The sequence below is a fragment of the Pedobacter sp. genome (genome assembly GCF_040513095.1).
GTDB lineage: Bacteria > Bacteroidota > Bacteroidia > Sphingobacteriales > Sphingobacteriaceae > Pedobacter.
This window is the reverse complement of the sequence record NZ_JBEVDX010000046.1, coordinates 1-22917: the sequence shown is the minus strand read 5'-3', so window position 1 is coordinate 22917 and position 22917 is coordinate 1. Positions and strand designations below refer to the sequence as shown.

The window sequence follows — 22917 nt, the reverse complement described above, 5'->3', positions numbered from 1 at the left end:
GCACGCACACAACTACTTAAATTGTATTTAAACCATCAAAATTTATTTTTTTTGTAATACGTATACATTTTTTGTGATATCTTACCAACATTTGATAATGAACCGCTTTTTACCAGCATTTCAGCCGGATAAGGACAGCAGACAAAGTGATGTGCCAAGTATATCTTTTTGTTTGTCGGCTAATTAAATACATTTGTGCAACATTTATGATATAATTGAATATGAAGAACATCCGTATTAAGGATATTGCGCTCAAGGCGAAAGTGTCGACGGGTACTGTTGACCGCGTCCTGCACGATCGGGGGAATGTTTCAGAAAAGGTCAGGGAGAAGATCCTGAAGATAATTGAAGAGATGAATTACGAGCCAAATTTTATGGCCCGTGCATTAGGAACGAAAAAGGTATATCATTTTGCAGCACTGATAGGAGATCCCGGAATAGACGGGTACTGGAATGATCCGAAAACAGGTATTGAAAAGGCCGCAAGGGAAGCCCGGCAATATGGCGTTGAAGTGAGCCTGTTTATATTTAATCCCTATGATGCAGAATCATTTATAAAAAAGGCCGAAGAGGCTACGGAGGCTAATCCTGACGGGATATTGCTGGCCCCTATGTTTTACCGCGAAGTCGTTCCTTTTTTCGAATTGTGGAAAGAGAAAGAAATCCCTTTTGTGCTGTTTAATACCCAGATCCCTGAGTTTGATCCGCTAAGTTATATCGGTCAGGATTCTTATCAGAGCGGAATGGTAGCCGGTAAGCTAATCCATTACGGACAACCACAACCCCCATCCGTACTGGTGGCGCACATTGATGAAGAGACCAGTAATTCTGCCCACCTCACCAAGAAAGAACAGGGACTTAGAAATTATTTCGTGCAGAATAACCTGCACCACCATTATGAGATCATTAAGGCAGAACTCAACAGAAGCAATTACGCAAAGTTTGTAGCACAGCTGGATGCGATATTTGAAGGAAATCCGCAGATACAGTTTTGTTTTGTAACTACCTCAAAGGCGCATGAAATTGCAAAGTATTTTGAACAGAAATTTATCACCCACATCAAAATCATTGGATATGACCTGATTCCGCAAAATCTGTATTATCTCAATAAAGGGCTGATCAGCTTTCTGATCAACCAGAATCCCTTAGGGCAGGGGTATTGGGGGATCAACCAGCTGGTAGATCATCTGGTATTTAAAAAAGAGATTTCGGCGGTGAAATTTCTGCCGCTTGACATTGTGACAAAAGAGAACCTGAATTATTATATTGACGAATCGATGTTGTACAACCGTTTATAAATATTTTATTGCCGCAGCAGCGGGAACGTTGCCAGCACCTTTACAGGTATGGGTTTGCAGGAACTCTTACTGTATGAAATCCTGCGGCTTCCAGCTGCAGGATTTCTGCTGCTGTGGGCATTTCCTTATAAATAATAGTGCCTACAGCCTGACTGCAGATGATGCCCAGCTTAACCATTGTATCAACTATTTTTTTCTTGAATTTCAATTTCCTAAACTGTGCATTGTCCTCCGTTGCCTTCTCAGTTTCTGCACCTTTGAAATAAAAATTAGGATTTATTCTTTTGAAAGCCACAAAAGGTAAATTGATACCGGCAGCCAGTTTTTCAAATTCCCGTTCCGAAACCTTGTACACGAAATTCCCCACAGGTTCATAGGAAAACCTGTTTTTCCAGACTTTGCCTACCATCTTATCGCCTATGGCAGCGAGAATGTTGGTGATGAACAACAATACGGGCATTTTGGAGATCGGGTCCTGAGGTTCAATAATTACCACGCCTTTTTTAGCAACGCGCAGCATCTCATATACGGCCATGTATGGCCTGGGAAAGTGATGGTAAGATTCTTTGCAAAGCACATAATCAAAGGTGTTGTTCTCAAACGAAAGCTTCTCTGCATTTTCAGCTGAAAAGCTGGAAACAAAGCCTTCTTTACTGGCTACCTCGAGGAAGTCGCTGTTCAGATCACTCGCATGTGCAGTATGACTGGGATTATTTGTATGGATATAATGTGCGTCAAGCCCATAGGCATCACCCACTGTCAGCCAGCTTATACCCGCAGTGCCCAGCAATGGATCAATACAGGAAAATAATATTTTTTGGAGCCAGTTGTTGATTGTATTCTGATCAGCATCCCTGAATTTCTGAAAAAAGGCTTTTTTTGACTCCTCGGTTGGGAAATGTGTATTGTACCACTCCCCGTGTTTATTGTAGCTTTCTTCTTGAAACATCTGATTTCTTCAATTATGATTTTGTGGTCCGGATTTAGCGTCAAATGTGCATTCCCGTAAGATGTAAATTTTGCAGGGCACAGTAAACAAGATTAGAAAAAAAAATGCAAATTGACAAGCAATATAATTTCGCCTTCGGTTAGTTAATTTTGGGTATTGTGTAAAACCAGTCATCTGTTCAATAAAATCAGGATAGAAAATCCATTGCTGCAAAAAACTCTTTCTGGTGAAAATCCGGGCAGGGCGATACAATATTGTTCCAGGTCAGGTAATGGGGTTCAGGAAGCGCATCGCCACATTTAAAAAAATTGCCCCTGCTGCTGATGTTTCTGAAGGTACTCAAGTCGTGATATATAAAAACGTCTGCAGGAATGACCACAGTAAGTTCCCATTGGACCGGATGCTGTTTGCTTACTGGTAAAGGCTGGCTTTGCTGATGTTCCGGTCTCACTTTCAAATTTAGTAAACGGGAGTGATGCCTGATCTTCAAAATGTCCTTTGCCGGCAGGAGTAGCCTTTCCCTCCCGCTACCAAATCCCGCAAGACAGGTACCTGCACAGTTAAACTCGAAATTATAATAGTTTTCCTCCCCTGCAAAAGCTATGAAAAATTCTACACAGCTATCATTGTATACCGGATCATTTGGCTGAAGATAGGTAGACCGTAAAGTTTCTTCTTCCACAAAATACTTCAGAAAGATTGCGCCTTCGCCATGGGCGATGACAAAAGATACGGCCGGTCTGTGCATTAGCTGCTGCCAGGGAGTATACAAAAGCCAATGGCTGGGCAGATCGTTCAGATACACGGCCAGTTCTTCAGCTGAGGAATGCTGGTTAAAATCCGTTAAATAGGGTATTTCTAATACAGTCTTCATTATCTGGCAAAGTTTCTTTTGTACCGGTATCCAATCTTCTTTAATGGAAGAGCTTTAAAGTCTGTGATCCATCGCCATACCTCGGATTTGTGTTTCAATCTAAAATCTCCGTTCACATAATCTTTAAAGCCGGGATCTTTTTTAGTTACATAGTTATCCTTCAGGAAAGGCAGCCATGCCGCTTTACCTTCAGTAGTATCAGCAATATTTACAAGTACATTTTTCGAAAAGGTGTTGCGTTTGGGAATTGCAGGATCGTCATCCCAGTATTTCGCCAGACGGGGGTATCGTATGGCATAGGGTGCTTTATTAAAGTTTACTGCTTCCAGGCGTTGCTGGTATAAACCATCCTTAACCAGCATGGCCTTTGCCCAATCCTTTAACCGTTCATCAATATGTGTGGCAAATCGAGTATAGATAAAGATGTTATTGGTGTATACGTTGTCCCTGCCGCCGCCTATAAATCCTGCTACGGTGCCAGCCTGGTAAAAAAGATTACCATAGACCTGCATTCCACAAGCCCCGTCATCATGGTAAATGGCCATTGTTTTGTGCTTGCCCCCAATGTGATGAAAGTAGTTGTAGCGGGTTACGTTGCCCAGTTCTGAAGGGTTGCGGCCAAAGTATAAAGCACCCATATCATCTGCATCCGTACCCAGGTCGTGCAGGTTATTGTATTCAATCAGGTGGTTGTTGCCATGGAGGAATATTCCTACCGATGGAGAGTTATAAACATCACAATGTGTAATACTATTGCCCACTCCGGTGATCCAAATGCCTGGCCTGTAGGTTTTTTCTATCCTCGTGAAATCATGTATGCTACAGTTGTTAACATAGTTATCCCCAGCCTCAAGGCTAAGGCGGTTACCGCCGCTCATGTAAATTCCGCCGCTGCCGGTATTGTAGATCTCACAATTGACAATGCCATTTTTTGTACCGGCTTCCCTGTCGAAGGTACTGTGTTCATACACATACTGTACAATGTTTCCTGCGGTTCTTGAAGCGGGTGTCCCGCCGATATTTGATGCGGGATCCTCAGGCTGAATGCCTTTGCCCATATAAATGCCCATCATCCCCAGATTCGAAAATGTACAACCGTCTATAAGTACAGCTGTTGTGCGCTCCATTGAAATTCCCATGCCCCTGCTGCAAGTGAAGTACAGATTTCTCAGCGTTACATGGCTTACTCCCTCAATGGCCATCATCGGTGTTTCAAGGACAGATATCTCTACTTTTTTCAGGGAATCCGCTGGCATAAAATAGAGCATTTTGCTTTCTTCATCCACATAATATTCGCCTGCAAGGTCAATTTCTTCCGGCAGGTTATAAGCATACCAGGCGCGCCAGGGTTTACCGCTGCCAAATCCGTAATACGAGGGACTTTGTGTAGTGATCACAGATTTCAGTGTGTCAATGTTATTTAGCTGCACGGCATCATCCGCATAGCCCCACTTAAAGTATCCTGCAATCCAGGCTTTGCCCGGATCCTTCCATCTTGAAGGCCGCTTTGTGTCCGCATAGGTAAATTTACCGCCTCGGTTACTTTTATCTCCCCAGCGGGGCATTGAGCCACTGTCTAAGACAGCCTTGATCAGCACTGTGCTGTCGTTTGGCCAGCGGGCAAGTTTTCCCGGCTGGTCGTTGATAAAGATCTCCAGCCAGGAAGGAGACATTGGCCGCGAAAATCCAAAAGCATGCAGTTTACCGGTATTGCTGATGCCTGCCTCTTTCAGGTTGATCTGCCGGATACGCTTAGCTGCCTCCGGACTAAAGCGGGCAGCGAAACTTTTATCGGACACCTCTTTTATCAAGTCCGGACGCACAACGCTGCCCCCATGTAAAACTGCTTTTTCCTTACCATAGGCGGCAATAGTTAAGGGGACAGCAGAGTCCCAGGTTTTGCCCTGTACCAGCTCAAGTGTATGGTCCAGAAAATATGTTCCTTCGCGCAGCAATATGCTAATTGCCCGGGGATTTGCGGCAGTTGCTTCTTTTGCAATTTCCAGTGCGGAGGAAATACTCCCCGCTGGATCTTTTTTACTGCCTGAAGCATTAGGCTTGCCATGTGCCGAAACGAAAATCTTAATGATGCCCTGGGCATGTGCCGTTGAAAAACCTGAGTTTAACAACAGCATGCTCAACAAAACAAAACTAAAAAAACAGGCTCTTTTCATCTTATTTCCTTCTCATCACGATCAAAAATCCTTTCTCTGATTCCAGGCTGAGCTCGTTTTTTAAACTGACAGATTTTTTCTCCTGAAACTCTGTAATTTCAGGGATCTCCGCAGTCACTTCCTCCGGCGAAAAGCCCAGGGCCTGCCAGTCGATCTTTAACCTGCATTTCTGCTCCTTGCTGGTCCAGTTCGCTACAGCGATAATCACTTCATCCTTTCCTTTATAAATGCTCACTTCCGTATCCGTGTTATCGGTTTTTACCGGACTGGAGGGGTTCCAGAAGCCGATCATTTCTTTTTTGTCGATATGGTACTCATCCCAGAATTTCCACAGGTATTCGGGAGAGGTAGACCTGTACCAGCCCAGCCTGTTGGTAATGCCGAAAGTCATGCCACGCCATTTATTCCCCCCCTTGTTTAGCATTTGGGAGGTCAGGCCAAAAGGGATCCCGCTTACTTCAATCAGCCAGTAGTCTGAAGAACGGTTGTAATCCCGGGCTTCACCTACCCAGAGCTGATCGATAAAGGGCAGCATGTCCATATACAGGTTCAGGGATGAAGCCCATTTTGCATATTTATTGTAATGGTTCCAGGTATGCATATCAATTTTTGCCCCCGGCCGCTCACGGTCGAGCACTTTACGGGTCCTTTTCATCGTTTCCCTGTCCAGCGCCAGGTCGTCCATGTAAATACCGTCGATCTTCAGATTTTTACCCATCCAGTCGAGCCCCTCCAGGAAAAAGTTATTCAACCTTGAATCCGGAGTGGTCAGAATTGCAAGATCCTGTCTTCCCTTATACTTTCCATGCGTAAACGTGGCCACCCATCCCGGGATAAAGTTTTCTTTCAGATTTTCGCCCAGCCAGGGATGTACCCCTTTGGGATTAACCAGTGTACGTGTTGCCATACCCTGGCCGGGGTATATGATCTCATTGTCCAGTGCCCGCATGGCCCATAGTTCCGGTGCGTTCACTGTAAGCTCGCGGGTGGTATAATAGAGTTGTGTTTGTAGTCCGTTCACATGAGCACTGTCAATAAATGCCTTCAGATCGGGCACGTTTTCTTCATGGAATGGATAATCGATAAAAGGATAGATGTCTTTTTTATGATGGACCACCACGATGTCCGCGCCTTTTTCTTTGGCTACCTTAATGAAATTCAGGCTCGTATCAATGTCAGAATGATAATAGCGGTCATTGAACAGGATGTTCTTATTGATTGTTTTAAAGGGCGTGATCAGCAATTCAAAGTCGAACTCATAAGTTTCCCCTTTCAGCAGGTTACGCTGTCCGGAATAAGCTTTGATTTGCACTGCATTGTCTGCTTTAGTTATATCTACTCCCCCTTTATGGTTGTTGCCCCACGATTCAGGTTCTTTCAGTGGTCCGTAAGGGTAATATATGTTTACCAGCTGGCGGCGGTAGTTTTTTCCTTTCAGTTTCACTTTCAGCCCGCCATTGACTGCGCCCATCCATACTTCGTCCTGGTGTTTCTCCAGTACGTCCCATTTCCAGTGCCAGTCTTCCCTAGGCGAAAATCCGCCTTCTTTGTCCAGTCCCATCATGTAAACCGCTTTCTCCGGACGCATCGGGATTTCCAGCCTGATGTCATCAACTGAAGTGTTTTTCAAAGGGGTAACCAGCGCAGTGTAGCCGATAAAGCCATCATATTCTGCCCTGCCTTTCAGGGTGATCACCATATCGGCATTGATGAGTTTTGTTTCCCAGCTGCTGGCTCCCGGCAGATGGTCTTTAAATTGTGTAAGACCCACCTTAAATTTCATCGGTTTACCGCCCTGTGCAACAATAAATTCCAGGGGTTTAGCCAGTATAGGCTGGCCTTCAGGCAGGATCTTTTCATTGTTCAGATCAAAGTATGTGTCAATTGTTGCCGGCAGGCCGGTTGCTGTGAGGATGATATTTCTGCCAAGGATTGAGATATTGTTCCGGTTGCGTACCAGCTGTTGATATCCGGTAGTGATATCATCATCCAAACCAATTTTAGAATTGAGCCAGGCTAAACGGGACAGTGAATTCTGATCATTATACCCGCGGTTTTCTACCACGGTGCCACTTACATGAAGGTTAACGGTGATTGTGGTAACAGGGAGCCCTTCCGGTTTGATCTCAACGTTTCCCCTAAATAAGCCTTTGGCGTTCTCTGGTATTTGTATACCAAACCAAAGCGGCAGCACTTTTTTTGCACCGAGGTGTAGTGCTTTATGAAATTCATCGCCTTTAAAGGAGATGCCGCCGGTATTAAAGCAGGTCACATCTTTTATCTGTAGCCCGCTGCCTTGCAATGTTGAAATTTTAACCTTTATATCTTTTAGCGGGACGCCGGATGCGTATACACCCACCTGGAAAACAAAGTACTCACCGGGTTTTGCCTGATCAGTAAAGGAGCCGGATGCTGCGGCACTATATGAAAGCCATTTTTCAGGCAGGCCGTCCAGCAGCCTGATTGAATTTTCCCTGCGCTCCGGAAAGGTGAAATACTTTTTTGCCGGAAATTTCTTCAGGTAAGCATCTACACTGGCTGGTCTGGCCATCAAAGACATGACAGTAGGACGCAGTCCGATATCGCCTGTTAATTCCGTTTGCCTGATAGCATCCACGTCAATGGCATGGGTAAGTTTGTCCTTATTTTGTGCGTAACTAAATGAACTGGTCAGGATCAAACTTATGGTAAGGAGTTTTTTCATATAAACGGTTATTGTCAGCGTGGTTCTTATGGGGTTATTCCTGATCGCTAAAGCCCGGGAATGTTCAAATACTATCTATATATGGTTTTTTTATACCTCACTGAAGATTATTGAGTTAGGGTATAGCCAAACATAAAAAAAAATTAGGATTTATTAAAAATTAATTTTAAAATTGTGTTCGCACACAGCGCTTTTAAAATGCTTTGTGCGCGGAACCAAATATTAATTTTGTATGCGAGCACTAACCCTTTGGCATTATCGAATCAAAAACGCGGTCTGACCAAAACACAACCAGAACCAACCCACAACCTAAACAAATTATGTATGATGAAAAATCGACTCATTTATTCCTGCTCTTCCACGCTAAGGACTGGAAAAATTGTGCTGACTGTATTCGTGCTGATGCTGCTTTGTGCAGTTAGTCAGGTGTCGCTTGCAGCAGTAAACCACGCGCCCATTACCATCACTGGTAAGGTGACCGACAATACGGGGCAAAACCTGATTGGTGTGAGCGTCCGCAGCTCTGACGGTCCCGCTGCCATCACTGATGCAAAGGGGATTTATACCCTTAGAACGGAGGACAATGCAACACTGACCTTCAGTTATATCGGGTATACTTCTCAGGTAGTGAAAGTAAACGGACGTACTACAATCAATGTTCAGCTCGCAGAAAATTCGAGCCAGCTCAATGATGTCGTTGTAGTGGGTTACGGTACGCAAAAAAGGAAAGATGTTACAGGTGCAGTAACAACGATCAGACTGGAAGACAGTCCAAAATCATCCGTGCCATACATCAATGCACTGGAAGCATTACAGGGAACATCCGGTATCAACGTTGGGCCATCTACCAGCGCTGGTGCAAACCCTAATATTGTTGTCAGGGGACAGAACTCCGTAAACGCAAACACTTCTCCGCTGATTGTACTGGATGGAGTAATCTATAACGGAAACCTGAATGAGATCAATATGAATGATATTGCAACGTACGACATCCTGAAAGATGCAAGTTCAGCAGCTATTTACGGATCGAAATCCGCAAATGGTGTAATCCTGATCACTACCAAACGTGGCAGGACGGATGCGCCGACAATCAACTTCAGTACCTATTATGGGATACAAAATGCTACCCGTGTACCCAAAATGCGTAATGGTGAAGAGTTCCTGCAGTGGAGAAAAGATAACCTCTCTATCCGCGGTCAGGATATCACCGATCTTACCAAGGTGCTTTCACCACTGGAGCTGAAAGCTTACAATGAGGGGCACACGATGGACTGGATCGATGAAGTGCAGCAATATGCGCCAATTCAAAACTACCAGGTAAGTATCTCCGGTAAAACCGATAAAATGAATTATTATTTCTCAGGCGGTTACCTGCACCAGAAGGGGATTATGTACAACGACGAATTTAAGAAACCAAACTTTACGCTGAAACTTGAAAATAATATCACTGACTGGCTCTCTTACGGTGCTACAGGATATTATTCATCCACAGATTATTCCGGCGTTTCACCAGGTTTGTATATGGCTACTTATATGTCTCCCTTCAGCTATAAATATGTTGATGGAACAAACGACCAGTTGCTGCAAAGATATCCGGCAGGTAATACTTCATTATTTAATCCTTTCGTGGGCAATGGTACGATTACCACGCAAGGGTATTACGATGATAATCTGGAACGCGCTAACAGCATCAGGGGTACAGGTTTTTTGAATGCGAAAATCCCTTTCATCCAGGGATTAAATTTCAGGTTTGATGTGACTGCTAACAGGGCAAACGCAAAACTTGCCTCTTTCCACCATGAAGGTGCAGAAGTGAATACGCTCGTACCTGCAGAAATTGCGAATCCACTGCAGTTCCTATCCAAGGCAAACGGATCAATGTCTACTACGTCCAGTTCAAACTGGCTGATAAACAATTTGCTAAGCTATACGCGTTCTTTTGGTAAACATAATATCGACGCTCTGGCCGGTTACACCCGTGATTATACGCGCATTGAAAGTCTCGCTGTAAACGGTTCTGATTTTGCTGCCTTCGGAACCACTTCTCTGGGATATTATGGTTTATACAAAGCAACTACGCAGACTATTCTCAATGGGGCTTCGACGGGTCTGGTCAATGGTGCCAGTAATGGCGGAGGCTACTCTAAATACCAGAACGTAGGTTATATCGGCAGATTGAATTATAACTATAATCAGAAATACTATGCCACTTTAAACGTCCGCAGAGACGGCTATTCAGCTTTCTCAGAAGGTAATAAGTTTGGCTGGTTTCCGGGCGGATCTGTAGCCTGGGCCTTGAGTGAAGAAAAATTCATGAAGAGCTTAACTTTTATTAACTATCTGAAGGTAAGGGCTTCGTATGGTAAAACCGGAAACCAGGGAATAAGCCCTTACGCAACACAGGCATTGATTGGTTCAGGATATACAGTATTTGGAAGTACCAGTACTGCCTATAGTATCCCATCTTCCATTGCCAACAATTCACTTACCTGGGAAAAAACGGCAGCACTTAACCTTGGCTTAGACTTTAGTTTGTTCGATAACCGCCTGTCAGGTAACATCGATGTCTACAAAAGCAAAACTACCGATCAGCTGCTCACCCGGTACATCCCAATCTTTACGGGCTTCCAGACTGTGAACGCAAATATCGGTGAAGTTCAGAATAAAGGTATTGAGATCACCTTTAACTCCGTCAACCTGAAAACGGACGGCGGTTTCAGATGGGAATCCGGCTACAGCTTCTGGCTGAACAGGAACAAACTTGTGCATTTATACGGACTGGATGTGAATAAGGATGGAAAAGAGGATGATGATATTGATAACTCACTCTTTATCGGAAAGTCTTTGGGCGCTATCTATGATTACACTGTAGACGGAATTGTACAGAGCGGAGATACCGAATATATGAACAGGTATAAAACTGCAGCAGGTGCAAACATCTTTGTTCCGGGTGATCTGAAAATACGCGACCTGAACAATGACGGTGTGATTGATGTAAAAGACAAGTCGGTTATCGGTTATGGCAAGGAAAACTATAACATGAACTTATCAAACACATTCAGCTATAAAAACTTCCAGCTGTTTTTTAGCATCAACGCAATCATAGGTGGAGGCAAGAACAACTATTTCATGTCGACAAACCTCAGGGGACTGGATCCGGGAGCTGTATTGCCAACTGTGGCCAACTGGCTGAATGAAGAATACTGGATGCCGGGGCGCGAAAGTTCTACTACAGTGCGGCCAAATTATGGCAATACTTTCTCCTATGGTTTCTACCAGTCGAGAACCTTTGCAAGGCTTCAGAATGCATCGCTGAGCTATACTTTTCCAAAAAGTGTAACCGAAAAACTAAAAATCAATAACCTCAAGGTTTTTGTAAGTGGTACCAACCTCTTTACATTAACCGGCTGGACAGGTTTGGATCCTGCCAACGGCGCGCAGATTGGAGGTAACGGCGGTTCATCAAACACCACTGTGAACACCTCATTGCCGCTGATGCGTACCGTTTCGTTTGGTTTAAACTTAGGCTTCTAAATAAATTATTACAGCTATGAAAGCATATAAACATATATTAATCGCCATCGCAGCAGGATCTCTCTTATTTTCCGCCTGCAAGGATGACAAGTTTTTAAAGGAAGACCTGAAAGATAGACTTGTTGTGGAAGGCGGGTTCACCAGTAAAGCACAGTTTGATGCATTAAGCGCATCAATGTACCATGATATACAGCTGCTTTTTACTGCGGTGGATGGCACACATGACGCCTGGGTACTTGGACTGGGAACTGATGTGATGTTTGATCCTCTGGATAACACCACAAAATACAATAACTGGGGGCTGGTCAATTCGCAGGAAACCTTTTCTGCAGATTTCTTTAACCTGCAGTATGATATGATTAAAGTGGCAAATACTTTGATCAGCGCAGCAGCAAACCCCGAAGTATTGTGGACAAGTGAAGCTGAAAAAAATGCTACTATTGCCGAAGCACGGTTCTTCAGGGGATTTGCTTACCGGAACCTGGCCAATGCTTACGGCGGGGTGCCTATCGTTTCTGAGCCTGTGTCTACACCCAAAGTAGATTTCCAGAGAAGTACCCGTGAAGAAACATGGACTTTTGCTAAAGCCGACCTGGAATTTGCAAGAACATACCTGCCACTGACTACCACTGCCCCGGGCCGCGTGGTACGGGCTGCAGCAGATCATTTCCTGTCTGAAGTGAATATTTCGCTGAAGGACTACGATGGAGCCATTGCAGCGGCCAGCCGTGTGATAGACGGTACTGATGGTTCCTATGCCCTGGTAAACGCACGTTTCGGAAGCCGCAATACCACGGCGGCACTGGATATCAACAAAGATTATTATTATGACCTTTTTGCTATGGGTAACCAGAACAGGCAGACAGGCAACACTGAAGGTATTTTTGTTGCCCAGTTTGAAGTAACCGCTACCGGCGCTGTTGTACCCGGTGGTGTAGCAGCGGCACCAGGTGTTAGTACTCCTTTTACAAGGCCTTTGATCGAAAGGATGATGTGGTCTAAGCCATGGTCCCTGATAAAAGCCGGCAATTCGGGAGTGGCGACAGATACATCCGGTCGCGGAGTGGCTTTTGTAAGGCAGACCAATTATGTGAATTATACCATCTGGAGGAACTCCGGAACAGACATGAGAAACAACGAAACAAATATCAAACGTAAGTTCTATTTTGGGCCAACCGTCGCTGCGAGCACGGGATTTAAACCCAAAGATCTGATTCCTAAGTCTTTCCTGACCAGTCGTGATGACACCATGTTATACATCTATCCCAACTGGGCGAAATTCGGAACCGACAAACACATCAACGGAACACCTGACAATGGTTATGTAAGGGATTTTTATCTGGTCCGGCTACCTGAAACGTATTTCCTGAGAGCCGAAGCTTACCTGAACAAGGGAAATACTGCCAGCGCCGCGGCAGATCTGAATGTGGTCAGGACACGTGCGAAAGCCACACCTGTTGCAGCAGCAAATGTGAATATGGATTATATCCTTGATGAACGCGCCCGTGAACTGTATGGCGAAGAATTCAGGATGTTAACCCTGGCGCGGCTCGGGTTAATCTATGACAGAACAAAACGTTTCGGATACGAAGCAGCCGCAGCTTCTGTTTCACCTAACAATAACTTACTGCCGATACCGCAGACGGCAATTGACCGGAATGTTGGTTTTCAAATCATCAACAACCCCGGTTATTAAAAATATTAACGCTCTCAAGGTTAGTTAATAATAGTTAATAGTAGCAAGAGGGGTATGCCGGATAGCCCCCCTCTTGCTTTTTAATTTTGGTCAATATAATTATGCGATTCATCCGATTTGTCTTATCAATCCCCGTTTGTCTGTTCTTTGTTTACGCAAAGGCACAGCAGCAGACTGGCTATATTCCTCTAACGCGGCAGCAGCATTCAAAAATTGAAGCGTTGCTGAAGGAAATGACGCTGGATGAAAAGGCGCATCAGCTGGCTTCGTTTTATCCCAATGCCAACAGGAGATTAAACATTCCCCATATGCAGGCGGGAGAATGTTTGCATGGGGTAGTTGCTGCAGGTGCAACGTCTTTCCCGCAGGCTATTGCACTCGCCAGTGCCTGGGACATGGACCTGGTTGAACGTGTTTCAACCGTTATTGCTGCCGAAGCCCGTGCCCTGGGAATCCAGCATGTGTATACCCCAATGCTGGGTGTAGTCAGGGATGCCCGCTGGGGGCGTTTTGAAGAAGCCTATGCTGAAGACCCTTTTCTGGTAAGCCGTACAGGTGTAGCTTTTATCAATGGTTTGCAGGGCAGAGGTAAAGAGCGTTACGATAGTCATCATGTAATAGCCACAGCCAAGCATTTTGTTGCTGACGGAGAACCAGCTCTGGGTGCCAACGGTGCTGCAGTAGAAATTTCCCTGCGCAGTTTGCATGAGATCTTCCTGGCGCCCTTCAGGGCAGCTGTAGAAGAAGCACAGGTAGGTTCAATCATGCCTGCGCACCACAGCCTCAATGGCGTACCCTGCCATATCAATACCTATGTATTAAATGATATTTTAAGGAATGAGTACAATTTCGATGGATTGGTGGTCTCTGACAACAATGATATCCGCTGGGTTCAGGACCGCCTGAAAGCGACAGGCAGCAGGGTTGAAACAATAAAAAAAGCGCTGGAAGCCGGTGTGCATACCGAACTGGCTTTTAAGCAAACCTGGGGAGCAAACAGAATGTATGGCCCTCCACTGGCCGAAGCAGTTAAAAACGGACAGATTTCTCCGGCGTTACTTGATGAGGCTGTGAGAAAGGTGCTCGGATTTAAGTTTGCTTTACAGCTCGAAAATGAAGAAAATCCAATGGGCAGGGAGATGGCCCAGCTGAAAACTGAAACGAAAAATGCAGATGTAGCAGCGGACGTCTTTTTCTCACAGATTGACGGCTCCTTGTCTTACCCGCGTAAAAACTATAAAAGTATACTGAATAATCCCGCTCATGATCTGCTGGCTTTAGAGGCTGCGAGAAAAAGCCTGATCCTGCTGAAAAATGAAGCTCAGCTGCTGCCGATCCGGAAAAACCAGTTTAAAACCATCGCTGTTATTGGCCCCAATGCGGATACAGTGCGGCTGGGAACCTACTCTACGCAGCAGCCCAAACATTTTGTGACGGTAAGGCAGGGAATAGAAAAGGCCGCGGGCAGCTCTGCCATGATTCATTATGCCAAAGGTACAAATATCCAGCATCCCGATGACAGGCAGATCGCAGAAGCAGTGCGCATAGCCAGTCAGTCTGATATCTGCATACTGGTACTGGGAGATGATGATAAAACCGTCATGGAGAATGTCGACCGTGATGATATCGCCCTTCCCGGTGATCAGGACAAACTGATGAAAGCAGTCGCAGCAACAGGAAAGCCGGTGGTGCTGGTGCTGTTACACGGTCGCCCGCCAGGAATTCAATGGGCAAAGGAACATGTTCCGGCAATCCTTGATGGCTGGTTTGCAGGTCAGGATACAGGAACAGCCATTGCTGAAGCTATTTTCGGTGAACTGAACCCCTCAGGGAAACTTACCGTGACCTATCCCCGAAATGTGGGCCAGGTGCCGGCGTTTTACAACTCCCTTGCCCCGGGGCGTCCGCGTGAGATCTGGGGATCATCTTTTGAGCCAAGCTATCCCTTTGGATTTGGGCTGAGCTATACGAACTTTGTTTATACAGATGCCCGCCTTTCCAGTAACACTATGACTACCAGGGATACAGTTTATGCCGAGGTCACTGTAAAGAACACGGGAAAGATGAAGGGCGATGAGATCGTACAGTTGTATATCCGTGATGAGGTCTCTTCACTGACAAGGCCTTTAAAGGAGTTGAAGGGCTTTCAGCGGATTACACTGGAAGCAGGAGCTTCTCAGCTGGTGAGAATTCCGCTGAGCAGCAAATCACTGGAGTTCTGGAAGGACGGAAAGTGGATCACTGAGCCCGGTGAGTTCACTGTAATGCTGGGGCCAAATTCCACGGCACTCAGTACTGTTAAATTAAACCTGACGAATTGATGCTTTCATGATAATCAAGATATGAACCCGAAATTAAACGCAATCGTAAAAAGATCTATTGGCACCCGCTGCTCAATGTTTACGCCCCAGCCCTTTGAACAGGTGAATGCAGCAGCAAAATCTGCTGATCATGATTTTTTTGAAACCGCTGCTGTCGATGTGGAGTCTCTGGTATTTAGAGCTTTTCTCCTGGTGGCGATAGCAATGCTGTGCTCAGTACCCCTGCTGGCGCAGAAACTGTCATTTTCTTCGCTAACAACCGAATATCAGCAAAACCCAATGGGAATAGGTATTGCACAACCCCGTTTAAGCTGGAAATTCACAAGCACGGGAACCAATGTCATGCAGGAAGCCTATGAACTGCGGGTGGGAACTGATGCTGCTGCGCTAAGCAGCGGCAAAAAAATATTCTGGCAGCAGGCAAGGGTTAAATCTGATCAGTCGGTACATGTGACATACAAAGGCCCGGCACTGCAGTCTTCACAACGTTATTACTGGCAGGTAAGGATCTGGGACAATAAAGGCAATTCGTCGGGATGGAGTAAGCCTGCTTTTTGGGAAATGGGCTTGTTACAGCCTTCTGACTGGTCGGCCAAATGGATTAAAAGTAACCTGAAAGCAGATACAGCCGATGGCGCAAGTCCGATGTTCCGCAGGGCTTTCAGTTTAGGTAAACCAGTAAAATCGGCACGTTTATATATCACTTCACATGGCATCTTTGAAGCCTATCTCAACGGACACAGAATCGGCAACGATTACTTTGCGCCGGGATGGACGAGCTATAAAAAACGTTTGCAGTACCAGACCTATGATGTGACCGCATTGCTGAATAAAGGAAAAAATGTAGCGGGTGTACTGGTTGGGGACGGATGGTTCCGCGGGCACCTGGATAAATGGAAAAACATCTGGGGCAAAGACCTCGCACTGCTGTTCCAGCTCAAAGTCAGCTATGCCGACGGGACTGAAGAAACGATCATTTCAGACGGCCAGTGGAAATCTGCCACAGGGCCTATACTGACTTCCTCTTTTTACAACGGGGAAACCTATGACAGCCGCCTGGAGAAAAAAGACTGGGACCTCAGCAGTTATAACGATGACAGCTGGCAGAGCGTTGCTGTTGCAGACGAGGCAAAAACAAACCTGATTGCCCCGGAAGTAAAGGGCGTAAGGAAACATGAGGTCTTCCATGCGCAGAAACTGATCACCACACCAAAAGGGGAAACGGTAATCGATTTCGGGCAGAACCTGGTGGGCTGGGTGGTACTTAATATCAAAGGTAAACCCGGTGATGAGATCCGTATCTACCATGCAGAAGTGCTGGATAAGACAGGCAACTTTTACACAACCAATCTCCGCCATGCGAAAAGTGAAATCAAGTATATCCTGGGCAGCAATACGATGGAACATCATGAACCACATTTTACCTATCAGGGATTTCGCTACATCAAAATCGAAGGGTTACAGGGTAAACCGGATACAGCAGGCATAACGGCTGTAGCTATGTATTCTGATATGGAGCCAACAGGCAGCCTTGTTACTTCCAACACTATGCTCAACCAATTGCAGCACAATATCCAGTGGGGACAAAAAGGGAACTTCCTCGACGTGCCAACCGACTGCCCGCAAAGGGACGAGAGACTTGGCTGGACGGGAGATGCACAGGCTTTTAGCCGAACTGCAGCATACAATATGAACGTTGCCGGTTTTTTTACCAAATGGCTGAAAGACCTGGCGGCAGACCAGCATGAAGATGGTGCGGTAACCTGGGTTGTACCGGATATGATGTCTAAAACCGCTTCGGGAGTAGCAGGCTGGGGCGATGCTTCAACGATTATTCCATGGAGTGTTTACCAGTCCTATGGAGATCAGCGGATCCTTGAGCAGCAATACAGCAGTATGAAGGGCTGGGTTGAGTTTATGAAAGGCAAAAGTACAGATGACCTTTGGAATACCGGAACGCACTTTGGCGACTGGTGTTTTTACAGTCCGAGCCCGACGGATGACGGGGGCAAGGCAGCAGTAACAGATAAATACCTGATCGCACAAACGTTCTATGCACATTCAACACAGCTGCTGATCAATGCTGCTACAGTTTTAGGTAAAACAGAAGATGTGAAAACCTACAGCGCATTGCTGCTCAGGATTAAAAATGCTTTTGTAAAAGAATACATGACGGCTAACGGAAGGCTTGTCTCCGGTACACAAACTGCAGCTGCTTTAGCATTATCATTTGATATGCTGCCGGTTGAAATGCGGGACCAGCTGGCAAAACGCCTGGTACAGAATATCAAAGATTACGGTAATCACCTCACTACAGGTTTTTTGGGCACGCCCTACCTCTGTCATGTGCTCAGCCGTTTCGGCTATGATGATATCGCCTATACCTTATTGCTTCAGGATACTTATCCTTCATGGTTATACCCTGTTACCAAGGGTGCTACAACTATCTGGGAGCGCTGGGATGGTATCAAGGCCAATGGTGACCTGCAGGATCCAAGCATGAACTCGTTTAACCACTATTCTTACGGGGCAATTGGCGATTGGATGTACAGGGTGATGGCAGGACTAAACACAGATGAGAAAGCAGCAGGCTACAAAAAAATCCATATCGCACCACATCCCGGAGGTAATTTAAGCCTTGTGAATGCAGAACTTGAAACGCTGTATGGCAAGGCCAGCTCAAAATGGCAGCTCAACAACGGGGTTTTCCAGCTGGATGTGATCATTCCTCCTAATACGACAGCTGAGGTCAGCCTCCCGGGATCTGCTGCTGCGCTTATTACCCAGAATAACAAACCACTCGCAAAGCAAACAGGCAGTACAGATGTTAAAGTTTCCCTTGGATCCGGGACTTACCATTATCAATATCACTATCAATAATTGTTTAATGCTAATATAAATGAGAAAATTTACAACAACTTTAACTGTACTGCTATCCATTCTGGCTTTTACTACCCATGCACAGAAAGCGAATATTAAAGATTTTGGTGCTATTGGAGATGGGCTTAAAATGAATACTGAATTTATTCAGAAAGCTGTAGATTCCATGAACAGCAAAGGGGGCGGCAAAGTTATTGTACCCGAAGGCATTTTCCTTACAGGCACCATACACCTGAAAACAGGGGTAGAACTCGTATTGCAGAAAAACGCAGTTCTTCTGGGCAGTACCAACCTGGCCGATTACGAAAGAAACGACCGCTGGTATGCACTGCTGATTGCTGATGATCAGAAAAATATCTCCCTTACCGGTGAGGGAACAATAGATGGGCAGGGCAGGACTTTGGCAATGAATGTCCTCAAAATGGTGAAAAACGGTTCAGTGATAGATCCGCTGGTGCTCAAACGTCCAAATGAAAGGTTACGTCCTCAACTGATAGAAATCCAGCGTAGTGATGAGGTCTTAATCAAAGGAGTGACACTGCTCAATGCTGCCTGCTGGGTACAAACCTATAACCACTGCACGCGGCTGACCATTGACAGTATAACGGTTAAAAGTACGGCTTACTGGAACAATGACGGTATCGATATTCAGGATTGCCAGCATGTAGTGGTAAAAAACTCAAGTATTGACGCTGCAGATGACGGAATCTGTCTCAAATCAAGTGATCCCAAAAGTGCCTGTGAAGAAGTATTGGTTACAGATTGTAAAATACGGTCAAGCGCCAGCGCAGTGAAATTCGGAACAGCTTCGTTAGGTGGTTTTAGAAATATCAAAGTAAAAAATATTTATGCTTTTGATACTTACAGAACAGCCATAGCACTTGAAATAGTAGACGGCGGAACAATGGAAGATATTGATGTTTCCCACATCACTGCAAAAAACACCGGCGGAGCCATCTTCATCCGTTTGGGACAGCGAAAAAAAACCTCGCCTCCGGGCATCATCAGGAGAATACATATCAGTGATGTCAGTGTGGAAGTGCCAAATGCAAAAACTGATGCAGGATATACCATGGAGGGTCCGCCGGAGGAAGATATTTACCCGCACAACCTGCTGCCCGCACAAATTGTTGGTTTGCCCGGGCATCCCATTGAAGATGTAACTATGGAAAATATAGTAGTTACCTATGGCGGAGGGGCGGATCGAAGTAAAGCATATGTATCGCTGGATTCACTCAGCAAAATCCCTGAAATGGCTGATGAATATCCTGAGTTCAGTATGTTTGGAGAGTTGCCGGCCTGGGCTTTGTATGTACGCCATGCAGCAGGAATTACCATTAAAAATTCTAAGTTCAGATTCCTGGCAGATGATTTCAGATCGCCTCTTGTATTTGATGATGTAAAAAAAGTATATATTAACAAGCTGAACCTGGCTTCCGGCAATAGGGCACCTGCTGTTATTTTACACAAGGTGACACAGCATTACTTCAAAAAGCTGATTACAGCGGCTGGGACTAATGCTGAGATCCGGATTCTTAACTGATGTACCTTAAGTTTTAATGTGATGAACAGACGTTTTTTTGTTTCTTTATTTCCCGCGGCTGCCTCATTGAGTATTCTTTCACCGGAATCGGCTCTTGCTGCAGATCCTGGCAAAAATGCTCTTGCTGCCGCCGCAGAAAATACAAGCAGTGCTGATGCCGCGGCTCAGCTGCGCAGCTACTGGGTAAAGACCCTTACAAGAATCGCTGATCCTGTATTAAAAAACCTGAGTGAAGGCCGCCTCAAAGCAACGATGCCTGTAGAAGTAAACCCGTCCGGCAAACTTGACCGCACCAGGGTTACCTATCTCGAAGCTCTTGGGAGGTTAATGGCAGGTATGGCTCCATGGCTGGAGCTTGGTCCTGATCAAACTGAAGAAGGAAAACTCAGGGCAAAGTATATTCTTCTGGCACAGCAAAGCATTGCACAGGCAGTAGATCCTTCTTCCGCGGATTTTATGCAGTTTACCGGTCAGGAATATGAACAGGCATTGGTAGACGGTGCTTTTTTAGCCCATGCACTGATCAGGTCTCCCAAACATTTATGGGAACCATTACCCGCAGCGGTAAAGACAAATGTGATCAAAGCTTTAAAATCTACACGCGTGATTAAACCGGGATACAACAACTGGCTGCTGTTCATGGGGATGATCGAAGCTTTTTTCATAAAGTTTGGCGAAGAGTATGATCCGGTGAGACTGGACTATGCGCTGAAAAAACATGCCGAATGGTATAAAGGGGATGGTATCTATGGTGACGGGCCAACTTTCCACTACGATTATTATAACAGTTATGTGATCCATCCGATGCTGGTTGATATCACTACGGTAATGGCGGACACAGGCAAAGAAACAAAAGAGAATCTACGCACAGTGCTGGACAGGGCAATAAGGTATGCTGTCATCCAGGAACGACTGATCTCACCAGAAGGTACTTTCCCGGTCGTGGGCAGATCGCTGGCCTACCGCTTCGGTGCCATGCAGGCATTGAACCAGATCGCACTGATGAAAAAGTTACCGGATGCAGTGAAACCCGCACAGGTAAGAGAAGCACTTTCTCTGGTCATCAAAAGAATGATTGAAGCCCCCGGCACTTTTGATAAAAACGGCTGGCTCACTATAGGCTTCTGCGGGCACCAGGTGGATATTGCTGAAAACTACATTTCTACAGGTAGTCTTTATCTCTGCACAACGGGCATGTTAGTGCTGGGCTTACCTGCCAGTGATTCTTTCTGGACAGCTCCCGCCGCCAGCTGGACTTCCAAAAAGGTCTGGGGCGGAGAGAACTTCCCTGCAGATCATGCAGTATCTTACTAGCGACGTTAGTTGTTCTATGTGATGACCACCCTGCACAAAAACCTAATCTAAACTTAACAATTTCTTAAAGGACATTCTGTGTTTGAGCGCGAGCTCTAATAAAGCACAGTTTTGGACGATAACATCAAATCTTTATTTCAACGGTACCAGGAAGGAACAGCCACCGCAGAGGAACGCGCGCTGGTAGAAACCTGGTTCGAAAGCCACTATGGGCAAAAAAGCAGGATGCTGAGCCGCAACGAAGAAGCATCGGTATTTGAAGACCTTGATGCAAGGATCGCCGCAATGCTGACTGAAAATCAAACAGCTGAATCTGCAAGCAACGCAAATGAAGAACCCGCTGCAATACGCAAACTGAACTTCCGCTGGATGCAGGTGGCGGCAATGTTTCTCGCCTTATTGGGATCGGGCCTCCTGATCAGGAACAAGTTCAGCAAAAAAGCTGTACTGCCTGAAACCTTTACGGAAATCAGATCGCTGAAAGGCGAAAAAAAGGAGGTTACCCTTGAAGACGGAACTACTGTATTCCTCAACTCAGGTTCCAGTGTATTTGTTTCTTCCCGCTTTGATGCGCAGAAAAGAGAAGTTAAACTCATCGGCGAAGCCTTCTTTCAGGTACACCATAATGCCCGCAAACCTTTTATCATTCAGTCAGGCAAACTGCAGACAACCGTGCTCGGAACATCATTTGATATCAAGGCTTATCCCGAAGATGAACATGTGAAAGTAAGCGTAGCTACCGGGAAGGTCAAAGTGGAAAAGCCTGATGCCAAAACGCAATTATTTGCAAAAGCACTGACGCATAATCAGGCGCTGGTTTATGACAAAGTTAAAGACAGTCACCACTTGACAAAAGTCAATGTAGATTCTATCAGTGCCTGGCGTACCAATCACCTGAATTTTGACAATGCCTCTTATGAAGAAATTGCCAGAATGTTGAGCCGCTGGTACAATCTGGAGGTTACGCTCAATGCAAATCATCATGATACCAAACGATACACGCTCAGTTTTTATAATGAAGGTCCTGACAAAGTCCTCAATGTGCTGTCCGCACTTACAGGTATGACTTATACCATGAACGGAAGAAAAGTAATCATCAATCCAAAAAATAAATTTTAAAAATCCTTGTAATCTCAAATTAAAAAAATGCGAAAATTTTATCTGATCCCTTTTTCCAGATGTGCCAAACTACTCTTAGCGGCCATCTTTTTTATCCAGTTCAGCCTGCCGGGATTTGCCGCAGAAGCACAGACGATGAACAATACCAACGTTTCTTTCAGGGCGAAGAACCTTACACTAAAAGAGGTTTTTAAACTGATTGAACAAAAAACTAATTTTCTTATCGGTTACGACAATGTGATCGATGCTCAAAAAAGAGTTTCTTTAACTGTTAAAGACCAGTCGGTTTATTCTGTACTGAGATCTCTATTAAAAAACTATAAAGGAAGTGTAACGCAAGTGGATAATAACCATGTACTGATCAATGTAGAGAAGCAAATCCAGTCCCCTGTTGCAGCTCCAGTAAAAAGCACCAAAGCAGTAGACGTTCCTGTAACAGGTGCAGTGACAGATATGAGCGGCGTACCGCTTCCGGGTGTTACGGTAATTGATGTCGCCTCCGGTAGAAAAG

The 22917-nt window shown here is 45.4% G+C and carries 12 protein-coding genes and 1 pseudogene; 9 read left to right on the top strand and 4 right to left on the bottom strand.

The window, feature by feature from the left end; translation table 11 throughout:
* The first annotated feature begins 221 nt into the window (after positions 1 to 221).
* Positions 222 to 1298 carry a substrate-binding domain-containing protein gene (locus tag ABWY16_RS06685; RefSeq protein WP_353903875.1) on the top strand — a complete coding sequence of 359 codons (1077 nt, stop codon included), beginning with the start codon at positions 222 to 224 and terminating at the stop codon, positions 1296 to 1298.
* 40 nt (positions 1299 to 1338) lie between these two features.
* Here ABWY16_RS06685 and ABWY16_RS06680 read toward each other — a convergent pair whose 3' ends face one another.
* The 4 genes from ABWY16_RS06680 to ABWY16_RS06665 all read right to left on the bottom strand — a co-directional run bounded on the left by ABWY16_RS06680 (position 1339) and on the right by ABWY16_RS06665 (position 7999).
* Entirely contained in the window at positions 1339 to 2247 is a 909-nt protein-coding gene (locus ABWY16_RS06680) for a class I SAM-dependent methyltransferase (RefSeq protein ID WP_353903874.1), read from the bottom strand.
* A gap of 187 nt (positions 2248 to 2434) precedes the next feature.
* A complete protein-coding gene (locus ABWY16_RS06675; RefSeq protein ID WP_353903873.1) occupies positions 2435 to 3121 on the bottom strand; it encodes a carbohydrate-binding family 9-like protein in 687 nt (228 codons plus the stop codon).
* Entirely contained in the window at positions 3121 to 5295 is a 2175-nt protein-coding gene (locus ABWY16_RS06670) for a right-handed parallel beta-helix repeat-containing protein (RefSeq protein ID WP_353903872.1), read from the bottom strand. Before ABWY16_RS06670 ends, ABWY16_RS06675 begins: the two co-directional genes overlap by 1 nt.
* Position 5296: 1 nt before the next feature.
* Entirely contained in the window at positions 5297 to 7999 is a 2703-nt protein-coding gene (locus tag ABWY16_RS06665) for a glycoside hydrolase domain-containing protein (RefSeq protein ID WP_353903871.1), read from the bottom strand.
* 324 nt (positions 8000 to 8323) lie between these two features.
* Here ABWY16_RS06665 and ABWY16_RS06660 point away from each other — a divergent pair, with 324 nt between their 5' ends.
* From ABWY16_RS06660 to ABWY16_RS06625, 8 genes and pseudogenes are all read left to right on the top strand, one after another.
* Positions 8324 to 11533 (top strand): SusC/RagA family TonB-linked outer membrane protein, encoded by a 3210-nt coding sequence (locus tag ABWY16_RS06660; RefSeq protein WP_353903870.1) that lies wholly within the window; start codon positions 8324 to 8326, stop codon positions 11531 to 11533.
* Between the two features lie 16 nt (positions 11534 to 11549).
* Positions 11550 to 13229 (top strand): RagB/SusD family nutrient uptake outer membrane protein, encoded by a 1680-nt coding sequence (locus tag ABWY16_RS06655; RefSeq protein ID WP_353903869.1) that lies wholly within the window; start codon positions 11550 to 11552, stop codon positions 13227 to 13229.
* 101 nt (positions 13230 to 13330) lie between these two features.
* The gene (locus ABWY16_RS06650) at positions 13331 to 15550 is read left to right on the top strand and encodes a glycoside hydrolase family 3 N-terminal domain-containing protein (RefSeq protein WP_353903868.1); all 2220 of its coding nucleotides are present in this window, start codon (positions 13331 to 13333) and stop codon (positions 15548 to 15550) included.
* Between the two features lie 21 nt (positions 15551 to 15571).
* Entirely contained in the window at positions 15572 to 18430 is a 2859-nt protein-coding gene (locus ABWY16_RS06645; protein ID WP_353903867.1) for an alpha-L-rhamnosidase, read from the top strand.
* Between the two features lie 19 nt (positions 18431 to 18449).
* Positions 18450 to 19973 carry a glycoside hydrolase family 28 protein gene (locus ABWY16_RS06640; RefSeq protein ID WP_353903866.1) on the top strand — a complete coding sequence of 508 codons (1524 nt, stop codon included), beginning with the start codon at positions 18450 to 18452 and terminating at the stop codon, positions 19971 to 19973.
* Positions 19974 to 19994: 21 nt separating this feature from the next.
* Complete coding sequence (locus tag ABWY16_RS06635) at positions 19995 to 21287, top strand: DUF2264 domain-containing protein (protein WP_353903865.1); 1293 nt, start codon at positions 19995 to 19997, stop codon at positions 21285 to 21287.
* A 111-nt stretch (positions 21288 to 21398) separates the two neighbouring features.
* Entirely contained in the window at positions 21399 to 22406 is a 1008-nt protein-coding gene (locus ABWY16_RS06630; protein WP_353903864.1) for a FecR family protein, read from the top strand.
* Positions 22407 to 22433: 27 nt separating this feature from the next.
* Positions 22434 to 22917: pseudogene (locus ABWY16_RS06625) on the top strand (SusC/RagA family protein); the annotation flags it as partial.